The sequence below is a fragment of the Micromonospora sp. WMMD736 genome (assembly GCF_049179015.1).
In the GTDB taxonomy this organism is placed as follows: Bacteria; Actinomycetota; Actinomycetes; order Mycobacteriales; family Micromonosporaceae; genus Micromonospora.
The window spans coordinates 4,892,908-4,909,981 of the sequence record NZ_JBMHMI010000001.1 but is presented as its reverse complement, the minus strand read 5'-3'; the positions used below and the strand labels follow the sequence as shown (position 1 = coordinate 4,909,981).

The window sequence follows — 17,074 nt, the reverse complement described above, 5'->3', positions numbered from 1 at the left end:
CGCCGCGACTGATGCGGCACACCTGCGTCGGATGGGCGAGGATGGTGCACATGCCGCCGTACTCCCACTCCGGGCGATCCCTCCTCGGGCGGACCGTCGGCACCGGCATCAGGGCCATCCGTCTGCTTCTGCGCGGCTCGGTGGGCAGCGGCCGCTGGGTGACCCGCCGGGCCAGTCACGCCCGGGCCCGAGGGGCCGGCGGCGAGGTCGGCATGGTCCGGCTGTTCGACCTGCACGCGCTCTCCTGCGCGGGTGACACCCTGATCGCGATCGGCCTGGCCGGGACGATCTTCTTCAACGTGCCGCTGGGTGAGGCCCGCAGCAAGGTCGCGCTCTACCTGCTGGTGACCATGGTGCCGTTCGCGATGCTCGCACCCGTGGTGGGGCCGCTGCTGGACCACTTCCGGCACGGCCGGCGGTACGCGCTGGCCGCCACCATGCTCGGCCGGGCGTTCCTGGCCTGGCTGATCTCGGACTACATCCACGGCTTCGGGCTCTATCCGGCCGCGTTCGGTGTGCTGGCGCTGTCGCGCGCCTACGGCGTGGCCCGCTCGGCGGCGGTACCCCGGCTCCTGCCGGAAGGGCTGGGCCTCTCCCAGGTGGGTGCCCGGGCCAGCGTGTACGGCACGGTGGCGGGCGCGCTGGTGGCCCCGATCGGGTTGGCCGCCTTCTGGTTCGGGCCGCAGTGGCCGCTGCGGGTCGCGTCAGTGATCTTCCTGATGGGCATGGTGATCTCGCTACGGCTGCCCCCGAAGGCGGACTCGGAGCCTCCCGAGCGCGTCCCCCGCGCGCTCCGCGCCCTGGGCCGCCGTGAGGACCGACCGCTGGGCCGGGGTCGGCCCGCCGGACGGCTGGTGATCGCCACCCTGATCGGTGCCGCGACTCTGCGTGCCGTGTACGGCTTCCTCCTGCTCTTCCTCGCGTTCGCCATCAAGAAGGGTGATCTGACCACCGGGGTGTTCGGTCGGGACCTGGGCGCGGAGTGGGCGCTGGGGTTGATCGGCGGCGCCCTCGCCGTCGGCAGCTTCCTGGCGACCGCCGTCGGCACCCGGCTGCGCATCCACCGGCCGACCGCCATCCAGTCCAGCAGCATGATCATCGTGGCGGGGGTGGGGGTACTCGCCGTCATCCAGTTCTCGCTGCTGATGGTGGCCCTGCTCTGCCTGGTCACCGCGCTGGTCAGCGGAGTGGCCAAGCTCGCCGTGGACGCCTCGATCCAGGAGCGCATCCCGGAGCGGCTGCGGGCCAGCTCGTTCGCCCACTCCGAGACGGTGCTCATGCTCGCCTTCGTCGCGGGCGGCGGCCTCGGGCTGGTGCCGTTCGCCGGCCGGACCGGCATCGCGGTCGCCGCCGGGGTGGGCATCGTGGCCGCCGTACGCGGAGTGCTGGTGGCCGCTCGGCTCCGCGCCGAGAAGCTGGCCGGCCGGCCGCTGGGTGACGACGAACTGGTCAAGGACGAGCCCGAGACCGTCGCGCCCGAAACCGTCGCGCCCACCTCGCCGGCGCCACCTCAGGCCACGTCGCAGCGCCACGACGAAGCGGGGCTCGCACCGCCCGGCTACCACATCTACCGGCCTTCGTCGTCGGTCGGCGGCCCGGGTGGGGGCGCGGACGACGAGACCCGCCGCGAGTCCCCCGGCTCGCTCTCGTGACCGGTCTGCTGGTGGTGACCGCGGTGCCGGCCGAGGCGGATGCCGTGCAGGCCGGGCTGACCGCCACCGACGTGACCGTCGCCCCGGTCGGGGTGGGCCCGGCCGTCGCGGGTGCCGCCACGGCGCGGCTGCTGACCCTGGCCGAGGCGGCCGGTCGCCCGTACCGTGCGGTGGTCAGTGCCGGCGTGGCCGGCGGCTTCACCGGGCGCGCAACCGTCGGCGACACCGTGCTCGGCACCGCGAGCATCGCGGCCGACCTGGGCGCCGACTCACCGGACGGCTTCATCGGCATCGAAGATCTGGGTATGCCGCCCGCGCTGCTCGGCAGCGGCAGCGTCGTACCCGCGGACCCGGCGTTACTGGCAACGCTGCGGGCCGCCCTACCGGTGGCCACGATCGGACCGGTGCTCACGGTCAGCACCGTCACCGGCACCGCCGCCGGCACCGCCGAGCTACGCCGACGGCATCCGGAGGCGGTGGCCGAGGCCATGGAGGGGTACGGGGTAGCCGTCGCCGCCGCGCAGGCCGGAGTGCCCTTCGCCGAACTGCGCACCATCTCCAACCCGATCGGCCCGCGCGACCGCGACGCCTGGCGGCTGCGCGAGGCCCTCACCGCCCTGACGAAGGCGGCCTCGGCGCTGGGCTGACCGTGGGCTCCCCTCGGACGTCGAGCAGCAGCGCCGACGGTCGGCTCGCCCGCAGTTCGAATCCGCAGGCGAGGAGAAATTCGACGGCGCCGAACTCGGCGACCGCATGGACGCTCCGGATGTGGGCCCGCGCCACCTCCGTCGCCAACAGCTCGACCAGTCGTCGACCGATGCCGAGGAATCGCAGGTCCGGAGCAACGACAAGACCCTCGAGCACCACGTCACGCCGGTCGCCCAGATCCTCGCCGAGCAGAAGGTCGGCGCTCCGCTCGTGGGCCCGCAGCTCGCCCACCGGTCCGGCGTCGGGTACCTCGGCGAGCAACCGCCAGGACGTGGCCGGCAGGTCTTCGCACGCGCGCCGGAAGGTAACCCGCGCGCGGGTCTCCTGCCGCCACCGTCGCTTGTCCCGCCGGGCCCGGTCCAGGTCGTAGGTCAACTCGGGCACCCGCAAGGGCCACGATCGTTGCGGCAGTGTGTACGAGTGCGCCCACCACGCACCCGGCCAGTCCCTGAGCGTCCGCACCCGGCGGACGTCAAGGTGCGCCGGATACCGACGGTCGGCCTCGTCCCGTGGCTCGTCGACAGGCATGCCCACCGGAACGCCGCGCGCGGTGGCGAAATGGTCACCGGGCAACCGGAACGCGAGTTCGCCGCCTGCCGCCCGAACGAGCCGCGCCACCGTGCGAAACGCCGGCTCGCCACCCTGCCCGGCCTCGATCCGGGCCAGCGTGCTCTTCGGCACCCCGGACCTTTCGGCCAACTCCCGCTGGCTCAGGTCCGCGCGTCGACGAAGATCGCGCAGCACGGCTCCCACGTCAGGCGCATCCCCGCCAACTCCCATCCGTTCATGGTTTTCCGGACGTCGAGCGTCGTCAACAGAGCCTCCTCCGTCTGTGGATAACCTTGTGGACAACGCGCTGGGGCTGTGGGTATCCCTGTGGGTGGTCGGCCCCTGTCGAGCTGCCCCAGAAGTGGGGCGGACCCCATCGTCCGACGCCGGCCACCATCCACCAGCGCCACGATCAGCCACCAATCCCCAGCGCCACGACCGCCGCCAACACCAGCGCCAGGACCGCCACCGGTGCTCTGTCCCGCCGGCACCCTGTCGCCCCACATCTGGGGCAGCTCGACAGGAGGCGACCACACCACCAACGCCACGGCCGCCACGATCAGCCACCAACCGCCACCGCCAAGACCGCCACCGGTGCTCTGCCCCCGCCGGCACCCTGTCGCCCCGTATCTGGGGCAGCTCGACAGGAGGCGACCACACCATCCACCCCCACCCCATGCCCGGCGGGCGCGGCGAGGGAGGGCACGGAACGTGCAGCGAACTGGTTTGTCGCGGATCACCAGACACGGGGGCGCACCGACGGGCCGCGCGGGCGGGGCTAACGTGAGGGGCGTGGCGCTCTCTCTGGCGATCTCGCCCTGCCCCAACGACACGTTCGTGTTCGACGCCCTGGTGCACGGGCGGGTGCCCGGCGCACCGCCGGTCGAGGTTACGTACGCCGACGTCGACGTCACCAACACGGCGGCCGAGCGGGGCACGTTCGACCTGGTGAAGGTGAGCTACGCGGCGCTGCCGTGGCTGCTCGACGACTACCACCTGCTGCCCTGCGGTGGCGCGCTCGGTCGCGGGTGCGGGCCGCTGGTGCTCACCCGGGGCGACCGTGACGGCGGTCCGGACCGTGCCGACCTGACCGGCGCCACGGTGGCCGTGCCGGGCGACCGGACCACCGCGTACCTGCTGTTCCGGCTCTGGTCGGCCGGACGGCCGCCGGCCCGGATCGAGGTGGTTCCGTTCCACGAGATCATGCCGGGCGTCGCGGCCGGTCGCTATGACGCGGGCCTGGTCATCCACGAGGCCCGCTTCACCTACCACCGGCACGGCCTGACCGCGCTCGTCGACCTCGGCGAGTGGTGGGAGGCCGACACCGGCCTGCCCATTCCCCTCGGCGCGATCCTGGCCCGTCGCGGCGCGGTCGACCCCGAGGCCGCCGCCGGCTGGATCCGCGAGTCCGTCCGGCAGGCCTGGGCGGACCCGACGGCCAGCCGGGAGTACGTCCTCGCGCACGCTCAGGAGATGGAGCTCGACGTGGTGGACCGGCACATCGGCCTCTACGTCAACGAGTTCACGGCCGACCTGGGCGAGGCCGGCTTCGCCGCGGTGACGGCGCTCCTCGACCGCGCCGCCACCGCCGGGCTGGTGCCTCAGACCTCCAGCTCGCGCGCGACCGCGTGGACCAGCTGAGCGATCTTCTGCGCGGTCTTCTTGTCGGGGTACCGGCCCCGACGCAGGTCCGGCTGGACCTTCGCCTCCAGCACCTTGATCATGTCTTCGACGAGGCCGTGCAGCTCCTCGGCCGGCCGGCGCCGCAGCTCCGCCATCGACGGCGGCGCGTCCAGCAGCTTGACGCCCATGGCCTGCGCGCCACGGCGGCTGTCCACCACGCTGAAGTCGACCCGTTGACCGCCCTTGAGGTCGGTGACGCCCGCCGGCAACGCGCCCTTGGGCAGGAACACGTCACCGCCCTCGTCGCTGGTGACGAAGCCGTATCCCTTGGCCGTGTCGTACCACTTCACTCGACCCGTAGGCACCTGAAAACCCCTGCTTCACTTGAGCCGCTACTGCTCCAAGGCTAGCTGGATCATGCCGTCGAGCGCCGCTGGGAATCCGGTGAGATCGTCAAGCACCACGCTCGCCCCGGCCGCGCGCAGCTCATCCGGGGAGCACGGGCCCGTGGCCACGGCGATTCCGGGCACCCCGGCTACCCCCGCCGCCACCATGTCCGCCACGTGATCGCCCACGTAGTGGGTCGCGCCGTGCTCCCGCAGGGCGGTCGCCTTCTGCTCGGCGAACAGATCGCCAGCCAACTCGTCCACCACCAGGCCGAGATGGTCCAGGTGCAACTGGGCCAGCCCGGCGACCTTGGAGGTGACGACCAGCACCCGGCCGCCCCGGGCGCGGATCGCGTCGACGGCCTCCCGGGCGCCGGGAAGCGGGACCGTCGGGGTGATCGCGTACGCGGGGTACAGCTCGCGGTACAGCAGGACGGCCGATTCGACCTGCTCCGGCGGGAACCAGTGGGCGATCTCGGTGCGCAGCGGCGGGCCGAGGCGGGACACCGCCAGGTCGGCGTCCACCGGAACGCCGGTCTTCGCGGTCAACGCGCGGTAGGCCGCGGCGATGCCGGGGCGGGAGTCCACCAGGGTCATGTCGAGGTCGAAGCCGACGGTCAGTGCGGGCATGTCGAGAAACGTACCCGGCGACCGCAGACCGGCCGTACATCCGAGGGGCGCGACCGGCCCACCCCGGGCTAGCGTGGAAAGACGATGACCACCTCACTCGCCGACCATCTGCAGTCGCTGCCCGACGAGTCCCTGGCCGCACTCCTGCAACTGCGGCCGGACCTCGTCGTGCCCGTGCCGGCCGACATCTCCGCCCTGGCCATCCGCGCCCAGTCCCGGGTCTCGGTGGCCCGCGCCCTGGACGGGCTGGACCAGTTCACGCTGCTGATCCTGGACGCCGGCCGGCTTACCCGGCACCCGGACGAGGGCACGACCGCCACCGACTCGATTCTCGCCATGGCGACCGCCGGGCCGCACCCGCCGGCGCCGACCGCGGTCCGGGCCGCCGTGGGCCGGCTGAGGGCGCTTTTTCTGCTGTACGGCCCCGAGCACGCCATGCACGTGGCGGCGGCCGTCGACGAGGTCTCCCCGTACCCCGCTGGGCTCGGTCGACCCGCCGCGGACCTGGACGTTCGCGCGGCCGCCCTCTGCGCGGACCCGGCGAAGTTACGCCGGACGCTGCTCGCGGCGCCCCCGTCGGCCCGGGCGATCCTGGACCGGCTGGCGGCCGGGCCGCCGGTCGGCAGCGTGCCGCCGGGCGCGTTGCATGCACCGGCGATCGGCGCGCAGGACGCCGTCCTCGCCGACCCGACCAACGGTGGTGCGCCCACCGGCTCACCGGTGCGTTGGCTGGTCGACAACAGGCTGCTGGTGACCGTTTCGGCCGGCTCGGCGACCGCCGGTGGCACCGTCGAGCTGCCCCGCGAGGTCGGCCTCCTGCTGCGGCGGGACAGCGGTCCGCTCGGGCCGTTGCAGACCGGCCCGCCGTCGGTGGCTGCTGCTCCCCGCGAGCCCAAGATGGTCGACTCGGCCGGCGCCGGGCAGACCATGGAGGTGGTCCGGCACACCGAAGGACTGCTGGAACAGCTCGCCGCCGAACCCGCCCCGGTGCTGCGCTCGGGTGGCATCGGCGTTCGTGACCTGCGCCGGCTGGCCCGTACCGCTGGCCTGGACGAGCCGACCACCGCGCTGCTGCTGGAGGTGGCGTACGCGGCGGGGCTCGCCGGTGAGATGGAGCTGACCGGTTCGACCACCGGTCGGTACGGGGCGGACCAGCAGGTGCTGCCGACCGGCGGGTACGAGGTGTGGCGGGCCGGGTCGCTGGCCCAACGGTGGGAGCACCTGGCGCGCGCCTGGCTGACCATGACCCGACAGGTGGGGTTGGTCGGACGGCGTGACGACCGGGACCGGCCGATCACCGCGCTCTCGGCGGAGGCCGAGCGGGCCGGGGCGCCCGCCACCCGTCGGGCGGTGCTCGGGGTGCTGGCCGACCTGGAGCCGGCGACCGCGCCCACCCCGGAGGAGTTGCAGGCGTTGCTGGACTGGCGGACGCCACGGCGCAGCCGGGGTCGGGAGGCCGCCCATCGGGAGGTGCTGGCCGAGGCGGCGCAGCTCGGCATGACCGGACTGGGGGCGCTCACCTCGTACGGACGGTTGTTGCTGGGCGAGTTGACGTCGACCGACGAGTCCGGCGACGACCCGCTGGGGTTGCACGCGGACACCGAGAGTGGCGACCCGTCCGGTGCGGCGCGGGCGTTGGACGCGCTGCTGCCCGCCCCGGTCGACCACTTCCTGGTGCAGGCCGACCTGACCGTGGTGGTGCCCGGACCGCCCGAGCCGGCGCTGGCCGCCGAGTTGGAGGCGACGACCGAACTCGAGTCGGCCGGCGGGGCGAGTGTGCACCGGGTCACCACGGCGAGCGTCCGACGGGCGTTGGACGCCGGTTACACGGCCGACGACCTGCACGAGTTGTTCCGTCGGCGGTCACGTACCCCGGTGCCGCAGGGGCTCAGCTACCTGGTGGACGACGTGGCCCGTAAGCACGGTGGGCTGCGGGCCGGCTCGGCCGGGGCGTACCTGCGCAGCGACGACGAGGCGTTGCTCACCGAGGTGCTGGCCGACCGGCGGTTGGAGTCGTTGACGCTGCGCCGGCTCGCGCCCACGGTGTTGAGCACCCACTACCAGGTCAACCGGATGCTCACGGCGCTGCGCGACGCCGGGTACGCGCCGGTGCAGGAGGACGGCACGGGCAGCACGATGCTGACCCGGCCACGGGTAAGACGCGCTCCAGCGCGGGTCACGGTGACCACCAGGACGTTGGACCCGCTGGCCGCCCCGAAGCTGCCGATGCCCCGGCTGCTCGGGGTGGTGGAGCACATCCGGCGGGGTGAGGCGGCGGCGCGGGCGGCCCGTCGCGCCCCGGCGGTGGTCCGGGGTGGGGCTGCGGGGCTGGGCGGTGGTCCGGTGCCGGCGCACACGCACAGCGAGGCGCTCGCCGTGCTGCAACAGGCGGTCCGGGACCGGGCGCTGGTCTGGGTCGGGTACGTGGACGCGCACGGGGCGACCGCGTCGCGGCTGGTGAAGCCGGTGTCGATCGGGGCGGGCTACCTGCGTGCCGAGGACGAGCGGACCGAGATGTTGCACACCTTCGCCCTGCACCGGATCACCGCGGCGGTGCTGGCGGACTGAGCGGCTCCGTTTCTCCGGTGATCGGTCAGCGGCGGCTGCGGCGTACGGTGCCGACCACCGAGATGACCAGCAGAAGGGCGAAGCCGGCTCCGGCCGACTCGCCTACCGAGTCGACGAAGCCCTGTCGGAGTACCAACCACCCGAAGAGGAACCACCCGAAGAGCAGCGCCGCCGCGAAGGCGTACGCGAACACGGTCGCGCGGGACACCTCGTCGGGCGGTGCCTGCTCGTACTGCGTCACCACTTCACGGTCGACCGTCATACCCAGCCTCCCCGCCCGGTCCGGTCCTGGACTCCCAGCGTGACACTCCTGCGACCGGTGTGACAGGGAATAAAACCCAGAATTGGGGCGTGTCGCTCAGACGACGTCGACATGCGGAGGATGCGGTGGGCCCGCCGCGCTGGTCGACCCGGACGTGCCCGCTCGCCCCCGATGCCTGCTCCGCCGCACGACCGGGGCGGCTCCCCCGCCACCACTCCCGCCGGACCGCGGATCGAGCGTGCACGCGCCGGTGTCGACCAGCACGACCACCACCAGGGCAAACAGCCGGGAAGTGCGCCGGACACGCGGCGTGGCACCCTCCCTGGACAGTTGTCCCTTTCCTAGACGTTCGTAAGTGCCGTCCTGGTTGCATCCGGTGAGCATCTTTCTTGGGACGTTCTCCGCCGTGCAACACTGGATGGTCGGCCTGCGGCGGGTCATGAGCCGCAGCCCGACGGCCAACCGAGGAGAGGACGCTGGCGTGAGTGGTGGACCCCTGATCGTGCAGTCGGACAAGACGCTGCTGCTGGAGATCGACCACCCCGACGCGCAGGCCTGCCGGATGGCGATCGCGCCCTTCGCCGAGTTGGAGCGGTCCCCGGAGCACGTGCACACGTACCGGCTGACCCCGCTGGGGCTGTGGAACGCCCGCGCGGCGGGGCACGACGCCGAGGGCGTCGTCGACTCGCTGATCAAGTACTCGCGCTACCCGGTGCCGCACGCGCTGCTGGTGGACGTGGCCGAGACGATGGACCGGTACGGCCGGCTCCAGCTCGCCAACGACCCCGCGCACGGTCTGGTGCTGCGGGCGCTCGACCGGCTGGTGCTGATCGAGGTGGCCAAGAGCAAGAAGCTCGCCGGCATGCTCGGCGACAAGATCGACGACGACACGATCCGGGTGCACCCGTCCGAGCGGGGCCGGCTCAAGCAGGCGCTGCTCAAGCTGGGCTGGCCGGCGGAGGACCTGGCCGGCTACGTCGACGGCGAGGCGCACCCGATCGAGCTGGCCGAGGCCGGCAAGGACGGGCGCAAGCCGTGGACGCTGCGGTCGTACCAGCGCGAGGCCGTCGAGGCGTTCTGGGCCGGCGGGTCGGGCGTGGTCGTGCTGCCCTGCGGGGCCGGCAAGACCCTGGTCGGCGCGGCGGCGATGGCCGAGGCGAAGGCGACGACACTGATCCTGGTCACCAACACGGTCGCCGGCCGGCAGTGGAAGCGTGAGCTGATCGCCCGTACGTCGCTGACCGAGGAGGAGATCGGCGAGTACTCGGGCGAGCGCAAGGAGATCCGCCCGGTCACCATCGCCACGTACCAGGTGCTCACCTCCCGAAAGGGAGGCGCGTTCACCCACCTGGACCTGTTCGGCGCCCGCGACTGGGGCCTGGTCGTCTACGACGAGGTGCACCTGCTGCCCGCGCCGATCTTCCGCTTCACGGCGGACCTCCAGGCCCGCCGTCGGCTGGGCCTGACGGCCACTCTGGTACGCGAGGACGGCCGTGAGGGCGACGTGTTCAGCCTGATCGGGCCGAAGCGGTACGACGCGCCGTGGAAGGACATCGAGTCGCAGGGCTGGATCGCGCCGGCCGAGTGTGTCGAGGTACGGGTGACGCTCACCGACGCGGAGCGGATGTCGTACGCGACGGCGGAGGCCGAGGAGCGCTACCGGATGGCGGCGACCGCGCGTACCAAGCTGCCGGTGGTCAAGGCGCTGGTCGACCGGCACCCCCAGGACCAGGTGCTGGTGATCGGCGCGTACATCGACCAGTTGCACCAGATCGGCGAGTACCTGGACGCGCCGATCGTGCAGGGCTCCACCACGAACAAGGAGCGCGAGCGGCTGTTCGACGCGTTCCGCACCGGCGAGCTACGCACGCTGGTGATCTCCAAGGTCGGTAACTTCTCCATCGACCTGCCCGAGGCGGCGGTGGCGATCCAGGTGTCCGGCACGTTCGGGTCACGCCAGGAGGAGGCCCAGCGGTTGGGCCGGGTGCTGCGTCCGAAGGCCGACGGCCGGCAGGCGCACTTCTACACGGTGGTCTCCCGGGACACGATCGACACCGAGTACGCGGCGCACCGGCAGCGCTTCCTGGCCGAGCAGGGGTACGCGTACACGATCGTCGACGCCGACGACGTCCTCGGCCCGTCCCTGCCGTCCTTCGACTGACCCTGTGATCGACTCGTTTTCCTGGAAGTCGGGGTGTCCCGGCGCCCCGACACCCCGCCTTCCGGGAACCCGAGTTGACCAAGCTCAGCGGGAGAAGCGGTCGACCAGCGCGGCGAGCCGGCGCTCGTGGCCTTCGCGACGAAGTCGGCCGCTGCGCATCAACGTGACCAGACCGTGCAGGCCACTCCAGAACGTCTCGGTGAATATCTCCAGGTCACCGTCCCCGGCGAACGGTCGTACCGTCTCGGCCAGTTCGGCGAAGCCGCGGGCGAGGTCGGTCGGGACGTCCTGGCTGGCGAACGGCAGGTCCACGGCGAGGGTGAACATCGCGTCGTAGAGGGCGGGCCGCTGCTCGGCGAACGCGACGTACGCGGCCGCGACGTCGGCGACCGCCTGTTGCGGGTCGGCTGCCGAGGCGCGGGCGGTCACCAGCGAGGTCGCCAGCTCGGCGAAGCCCTCGACGGCGACCGCCGCCATGATGGCGTCCTTGCCCTTGAAGTGGCTGTAGAGGACGGGCTGGCTGTACTCGATCTCGGCGGCGAGCCGCCGGGTGGTCACCGCGTCCCAGCCCTCCGCCAGGGCCAACTCCCGGGCGGTGGCGACGATGGCGCGTTCCCGCTCCGTCCGCTCCCGTTCCCGGCGTGCTTGCGTCGACATGACCTCATGCTAGCACTGCTAGCGATTCTGCCGGTGCTCTGCTAGCGTCGCTCACATACCTAGCGGCGCTAGAAATTGGAGCGGATCATGTTGTCACCCCTGGCCTACGGGCTCGCCGTCGTCCTCAGCCTCTTCGTCGTCTTCATCGGGGCGCGGTTCCTGCTGGTACCGCAGGCCGCAGCCGCCGGGTACGGCGTGCCGGCCCGGCCGGGCGACTCCGCCTACCTGACCGTCAAAGGGCTCAAAGATCTGACGTTCGGGTTGCTCGGCCTCGCTCTGATCGCCTTCACCAACGCCGACGCGGTCGCGTGGTACATGCTGGTCGTCGCGCTCGTCCCGCTGGGCGACACCCTCATCGTGCTGCGCAACGGCGGCACGAAGGCCACCGCCTTCGGCGTCCACTTCGCGACGGCCCTGGTCGTCCTCCTCAACGCCGCCCTCCTCTTCGCCCTCTGACGCGGTTACGGCGTGGGGGGTGGGCAGCGGTCGGGGAGGGTTACCTCGCCGGGTTGGTGGTCGAAGGTGTCCAGGGTGAACCACTCGTCCAGCTCGGGGTCGAAGAGGTTCTGCAGGCCGAACTGCAACACCTGCACCCATCGACTCGGGTCGCGCTGGTCGACGTAGATGTCGCCGAGCGCGAGCGGGAACCGGAAGAACTCCCCCGGCACGGTCGAACCGCCGACCACGCCCACCCGCCAGTGGTCGACGTGCCGGTCCGTCGCACCCTGGAGGATCTTCGCCCCGGGCCTCGATCGACTCGGCTTCCGGGAAGTCGGGGTGTCGGAGCGCTCGGGAGACCCCGGCTTCCAGGAACCCGAGTCGATCAACGAACAAGCCGGCCCGGGACCAGCATCGGTCCCGGGCCGGCGTTCACACGAAACCTGCCTACTTGATCAGCTTCCAGGGGCCGTTCGGGTCGCCCGGCTCCTGGCCGCGCGTCCACCACTTCGCCTCGTAGACGTGTCCCTTGAAGGACACCCGGTTGCCGGCGGTGTACACCTTGGTCAGCGTCCAGGCGGCCGGGCTGTTGTCCGGCGGGGTCGGGGCGATCTCCTCCCAGGGCCCGTTACGGTCACCCGGCTTCTGGTTGCGGCTGTACCACTGGGCCCGCCACTTCTTACCGTCGTACATCGCGAAGTCGCCCGAGTTGAAGATCCGCGACGCGGTCCAGATCGCCGTACCGTCCTCGGTCATGGCGATTTCCTGCCACGCGCCGTTGGCGTCCGCGCCCGGCTTCTGGTTCTTCGTGTACCAGGAGGCCCGGAAGACCCGGCCCTGGTAGGTCACCCGGTCGCCGTCGTTGTAGACCGTCGACGAACTCCACTCGGCCGGCAGGGTCACCGTCAGAACCGCGGTGGCCTCGACCGGGGCGAGGTGGTCGTCACCCGCGTACGACGCGGTCAGCGTGTGCTGACCGCCGGCCAGGCCCACCGGCAGGGTGAACGTCGCCGAGCCGTTGGTCAGCGTGGCCGAGCCGCGCACGGTCGTACCCTCACGCAGCTCCACCGCCCCGGTGACCGGCGTGCTGCCGGCCGCGACCGTGACGGTCACCGTCGCCGCCGTACCCCAGGCGGTCGGGGTGGTGGTGACGGTCATCGTCGGGACCTTCTTGGCGGTGGTGAACACCGCCGGCTGGGCCACCGCCTCGCCGCCGTCGGCGCTGCGCGCCGACACGATCCAGCCGTACGAGCTGCCCGGCAGGAGCTTGTCCCACGTCGTCGTGGCCACGTCGTTCGAGGTCACCTCGTCGGTGCCGATCGTGCCGGCCGGCACGTACGCGGCGAGCGAGTCGGTGGTGAACGACGTCTTGCGGGTGGTGAGGTCCACCGGCAGGGTCAGGTTGTCCTCCGCGCCGTTGTAGCGCGGCTTGGTCTGGCTGCCGTCCTGGCGGATGTCGTACTCGGTCGCCCCGAAGTTCTTGAGGAACGGCGAGTACGTGTCGATGTGCATCTCGGCCCGGTCCACGTCGAACTGGAGCAGCCGCAGGAAGCTCGCCCCGAACTGCAACCGGTCGGTGGCCTTGTGGTCGGGCGTGCCGTCCCCGTTGACGTCGATCGTGCCGTCCGCGGCGACCTGGTTCGGCCACAGCTCGGCGGCGGTGACCGTGTAGAACTGGTAGTCGGCCAGCAGCTCCACGACGTCGTGGCTGACCGTCACGCCGATCATCGACTTCAGGTTGGTGCCGACGCCGTGCTCGTGACCGGCGAGGACCAGGAAGACGTTCGGGTTGGTCTCGACGACCTGCTTGAACAGCGGCGAGCCGTCCGGGGCGGAGAAGTCCGCACCCCGTCCGTCGGGGTTGGCCGACGGCTTCAGGTAGTCGTGGGAGAGCAGGATCCCGTTGCGGTCCTTGTACCGCTTGAAGATCGAGTCGGCCCACTTGGCCTCGGCCGGCGTGACGCCGTACGACAGGCCGACCGCCACGAAGTCCAGGCCACCGGCGGAGAAGAGCAGGTAGTTGTTCTGGTTGTCCCTGCCCGGGGTGACCGAGCCGTCGGCGTTCGTCTTCTCGTCCCAGGCGTGGTACTCGGTGCCCTTGGGCCAGGCCTTCGCCGTCCCGTAGTACCGGTCGGCGCTGAAGGTACGGCTGAACCGCGAGGTCGGGCCGGTCTCGGCGCCCAACTGGTCGTCGTGGTTGCCCGCGATGACCTGGTTGACGACACCGTTGTCGTCGAGGATCTTCTGGAAGCCCGAGGCGGTGGCGAGTTCCTTCTCCACCTGCTCGTGCAGACCGGGCCGCTTCAGCGAGCCGTCCGGGTTCTTCGCCAGCGGGTCGTAGTAGTCGTTCTCGATGACGTCACCGGTGTGCGCCGCGTACGCGATCTTGCGGCTGTCCGCGTTGTCGGCGATCCACTGCATCTGGTCGCGGTACGCGGCCGACCAGATCGCCTGCTCCTCGGCGGTCTCGACGTCGGAGGGCTCGGCGTTGCCGTCGAAGTCGTCGTACGTGCCGCCGGCCGCGCCCTCGGTGACGTACTGGGTGTCGGTGAAGTGCGCCAACGAGAAGTCGTACGACGCGGGGTCCTCGAAGCGGTCCTTGTCGTTCTGCGCCGTCGAGTCGCGCGGCGACAGGTCGTCGGCGAACGGGTCCTCGCCGGTGACCAGCACGTGCACCACACCACCGTCGCGGTAGCCGGCCTCGACCGGCGCGGTCAGGACGGTGTCCTGACCGGCCTTCCCCCGGGAGCTGGTCAGCACGACCCACTTCCCGGTCGCCGGGTTCCACGCCCGCAGCGCCACGATCCGCGCCGGGTCGATGCTGCCCGACCAGCGCAGCGTCGGCTCCTGCTTGGTGGCACCCAGTGCCAGGTCGTACCGCTGGAAGACCACCCCACGGCTGGACGGGCTGTCGATGGTCGCGCCGTCGAGCGGACGCAGCGTGGTGACGTCCACGCTCCTGTCGTGCTGGACGTCGAGCGTGGTCGGCACGTCGGCCGCCTCGCCCTGGTACCCCTTGGTGGGCAGGACGACGTCGGCCTTGGTGAAGGTCGCGGTCAGCCCGACGCCCTCGGTGCCGGGGATCCGGGCGGACAGCTCCGCCGAGAGCGGGTCGGTGTTCCGGACGGTGGCGTTCAGCTCGGTCGGGACGTCCGGGATGCTCGCGCTGCTGAACCGCACCTCGCGGGTGGCGGTGTTGCCGAGCGCGTCGGTGGCCGTCATCGCGATGGTGTGCTCGCCGGCCGGCAGGCCGTGACCGATCTGGTCGCCCTGCTTCACGGCTGCGCCGTCGAGCGTGATGGCCGGCGTGCCGACCACGCCCGAGGCGTCCTTGACCGTGAGGTCGAGCGCCACGGTCGACGTCAGCCGCTGACCGGCCGCCGGGACGCTGCTGGCGATCTCCGGCGCGGTGTTGTCGGTGGTGAACCGCCGGGTGGAGGTCTTGTCGCCGACGACCGCCTTGATGGTATGGGCGCCGTCCGCGATCGTCGTGCTGTCCACGTCGGCGCGCTTGCCCAGTGCCGGCAGTGCCGAGCCGTCCGAGGCGGTGACGTCGAACAGGACCATCGTGGTGAGGACGCCGTTGAAGCTGCTGCCGCAGGTGCCGTCGCCGACGTACGTGGTGACGGGCGAGCCGGCCGGGTAGGTGGCCGAGCCGATGGTGACCGTCGTCTGCGCGACCGAGCGGGTCAACCGGGTCGCCTTCGCGCCGCTGGGCAGCAACTCGAAGTCCCGCAGCGTGAAGTCGTCGTAGTTGTCGCAGCCACCGGGCTTGGCGCTGCCGTGGTCGCTGCCCGCGACGAACTCCAGGGCGTTGACGCCCGGCACCAGCCACTCGTTCGGGAAGGTGAGGTCGGCGGTCTCCTTCTCCCACATGCCGATCTCCAGCGGGATGCCGTTGACGAGCACCTTGTTGTCGTACCCGTTGTCGCTGCCGTTGCCACCGACGAACATCTTCAGGTGCGCGTCGCCGGCGGCGGCGAGGGTGTCGACGGTGCGGGTGGTCGGCGCGTCCGCGATGGTGAAGTGGAACTCGGCGTCCTTGTTCGGCCCGCAGGTGCCGTCGCCCAGCGCCAGGGACGCGGCGGTCGTCTCCGCCTTCGTCACGGTCGTGCCGCTGGTGGTGACGAGGTACGTGGTGCCGGGCGTGACCGTGCCCGCCGTGCTCAGGGTGAGGCTGGTGGCCTCCCGGGTGAGCTTGAAGTCGTCGTGGTTGGCGCAGGTCGCACCGTTGAGCGTGCCGTTGTAGTCGCCCGTCTTCACCTGGACGACGTTGTCGCCGAGGTGCAGGAACCGGTTCGGGAACGCCAGCTTCACGGCCTCCGCACCGAGCGCGCCGTAGTCGCCGCCGAGGTCGACCCGGTGGCCGTTGACCAGCGCGTAGTTCTGGTAGCGGGCCTCGATCGAGTTGCCAGCCTCGACCGCGAGGCCGAGGGTGGCGGTGCCGGTGGCCAGCGTCTCCGCGGTCTCGGCCGGCTTGTCGTCGATCGCGAGCGACTCGACGCGGTCCTTGCCGTCGGTCGCGAGCGCGGCGATGACCGGCTGCGTTCCGCGTACCCGGGCACCGTCGCCGGGGGTGACGACTGCCGCGCCGGCCGGGGCGTTGTTGACGTCGACCGTGACGCTCGTCTTCGCGCCCGACAGGGCCGTCGCGCTGACGGTGTGCGTACCGTTGGTGAGCTTCGTGGTGTCCAGGTCGGTACGCAGGCCGGACGTGCTGCCCGGCGTGCCGGAGATGACGAAGGTGAGGTCCTGGTTGAGCAGCTTCGCCGAGCTGCCGCAGGTGCCGTCGCCGAAGTTGTAGCTGAACAGGTTCTGCTCGCCGTCGGCGACCACGCCGAGGAGGCTGAGGCTGATGCTGCTCAGCGCGTAGTCGTCGTAGTTGGGGCAGCGGCCACCCTCACCGTTCGGCAGCTCCTGGTAGCCGACGGCGGTCTTCGTGGTGGTGTCGACCCAGTTCGCTCCGGCGTGCACCGAGACGGTGTTCGGGCCGGGCTTGAGCCAGTCGCCCGGGAAGTCGAGGGTGCCGACCCGGCCGCCCGGGATGTCCGGGAAGTAGACCCGGTCGGCCTCGGCCGTGTGCCCGTTGACGGTGAGGTAGTTGCGGTAGCGGGCCTCGGTGCCGTTGCCGCCCATCTCGAAGGCGAAGTGGGCGGTACCGGCGGTCTTGTCGGCGCTGATCTTGTCGCCGTCGACCGCGAGCGTGGTCACGGAGTCGTTCTCGGTGACCGGCTCGACGACGACGGGAAGCGTGCCCTCGACGTTCTGCCCGGCGCTCAGGTTGATCAGCGGCGTGGTGGCGCTGGCCGGCACGGCCTCCGCTCCGGCCAGCGCCGGATGCAGGGTCGTCGCCGGTCCGGCAATGAGGACGAGCGCCATCGCGGACAGCAGTCCGCGTGTTCGCTTCCGGCGCGCACGTTTGTCGTGCGTCATGGCGGGG

The 17,074-nt window shown here is 71.7% G+C and carries 13 protein-coding genes; 6 read left to right on the top strand and 7 right to left on the bottom strand.

What is annotated here, in order from left to right:
• Positions 1 to 50: 50 nt before the first annotated feature.
• Both ACN269_RS22215 and ACN269_RS22210 read left to right on the top strand, forming a co-directional pair.
• Positions 51 to 1,652 carry an MFS transporter gene (locus ACN269_RS22215; RefSeq protein WP_421474224.1) on the top strand — a complete coding sequence of 534 codons (1,602 nt, stop codon included), beginning with the start codon at positions 51 to 53 and terminating at the stop codon, positions 1,650 to 1,652.
• A complete protein-coding gene (locus ACN269_RS22210) occupies positions 1,649 to 2,299 on the top strand; it encodes a futalosine hydrolase (protein WP_421474223.1) in 651 nt (216 codons plus the stop codon). Before ACN269_RS22215 ends, ACN269_RS22210 begins: the two co-directional genes overlap by 4 nt.
• Here the strand turns inward: ACN269_RS22210 and ACN269_RS22205 are convergent.
• Positions 2,262 to 3,104 carry a GNAT family N-acetyltransferase gene (locus ACN269_RS22205; protein WP_421474222.1) on the bottom strand — a complete coding sequence of 281 codons (843 nt, stop codon included), beginning with the start codon at positions 3,102 to 3,104 and terminating at the stop codon, positions 2,262 to 2,264. The two genes, ACN269_RS22210 and ACN269_RS22205, sit on opposite strands and share 38 nt — an antisense overlap.
• A gap of 597 nt (positions 3,105 to 3,701) precedes the next feature.
• On the opposite strand from ACN269_RS22205, the gene ACN269_RS22200 reads away from it, so the two are divergent.
• Complete coding sequence (locus ACN269_RS22200; protein ID WP_421474221.1) at positions 3,702 to 4,550, top strand: 1,4-dihydroxy-6-naphthoate synthase; 849 nt, start codon at positions 3,702 to 3,704, stop codon at positions 4,548 to 4,550.
• Here ACN269_RS22200 and ACN269_RS22195 read toward each other — a convergent pair.
• Complete coding sequence (locus tag ACN269_RS22195; protein WP_088986676.1) at positions 4,511 to 4,897, bottom strand: cold-shock protein; 387 nt, start codon at positions 4,895 to 4,897, stop codon at positions 4,511 to 4,513. The genes ACN269_RS22200 and ACN269_RS22195 overlap by 40 nt on opposite strands.
• 27 nt (positions 4,898 to 4,924) lie before the next feature.
• A complete protein-coding gene (locus ACN269_RS22190; RefSeq protein WP_421474220.1) occupies positions 4,925 to 5,548 on the bottom strand; it encodes an HAD family hydrolase in 624 nt (207 codons plus the stop codon).
• 84 nt (positions 5,549 to 5,632) lie between these two features.
• Between ACN269_RS22190 and ACN269_RS22185 the strand changes: the two genes are divergently transcribed.
• Positions 5,633 to 8,116 (top strand): helicase-associated domain-containing protein, encoded by a 2,484-nt coding sequence (locus ACN269_RS22185; RefSeq protein WP_421474219.1) that lies wholly within the window; start codon positions 5,633 to 5,635, stop codon positions 8,114 to 8,116.
• A gap of 25 nt (positions 8,117 to 8,141) precedes the next feature.
• On the opposite strand, the gene ACN269_RS22180 is transcribed toward ACN269_RS22185, so the two are convergent.
• Positions 8,142 to 8,378, bottom strand: coding sequence for a hypothetical protein (locus ACN269_RS22180; protein WP_421474218.1), 237 nt, complete (start codon positions 8,376 to 8,378; stop codon positions 8,142 to 8,144).
• Positions 8,379 to 8,859: 481 nt separating this feature from the next.
• Between ACN269_RS22180 and ACN269_RS22175 the strand changes: the two genes are divergently transcribed.
• A complete protein-coding gene (locus ACN269_RS22175) occupies positions 8,860 to 10,539 on the top strand; it encodes a DNA repair helicase XPB (RefSeq protein WP_421474217.1) in 1,680 nt (559 codons plus the stop codon).
• Positions 10,540 to 10,623: 84 nt separating this feature from the next.
• Here ACN269_RS22175 and ACN269_RS22170 read toward each other — a convergent pair whose 3' ends face one another.
• On the bottom strand, positions 10,624 to 11,196 hold the full coding sequence (locus ACN269_RS22170; protein WP_421474216.1) for a TetR/AcrR family transcriptional regulator: 573 nt from the start codon (positions 11,194 to 11,196) through the stop codon (positions 10,624 to 10,626).
• A gap of 87 nt (positions 11,197 to 11,283) precedes the next feature.
• On the opposite strand from ACN269_RS22170, the gene ACN269_RS22165 reads away from it, so the two are divergent.
• On the top strand, positions 11,284 to 11,652 hold the full coding sequence (locus tag ACN269_RS22165) for a DUF4267 domain-containing protein (protein ID WP_421474215.1): 369 nt from the start codon (positions 11,284 to 11,286) through the stop codon (positions 11,650 to 11,652).
• Between the two features lie 5 nt (positions 11,653 to 11,657).
• Here the strand turns inward: ACN269_RS22165 and ACN269_RS22160 are convergent, their stop codons facing one another.
• Positions 11,658 to 11,888, bottom strand: coding sequence for a hypothetical protein (locus tag ACN269_RS22160; RefSeq protein WP_421474214.1), 231 nt, complete (start codon positions 11,886 to 11,888; stop codon positions 11,658 to 11,660).
• Positions 11,889 to 12,081: 193 nt separating this feature from the next.
• A complete protein-coding gene (locus ACN269_RS22155) occupies positions 12,082 to 17,067 on the bottom strand; it encodes a carbohydrate-binding protein (protein WP_421474213.1) in 4,986 nt (1,661 codons plus the stop codon).
• Positions 17,068 to 17,074: the final 7 nt, after the last annotated feature.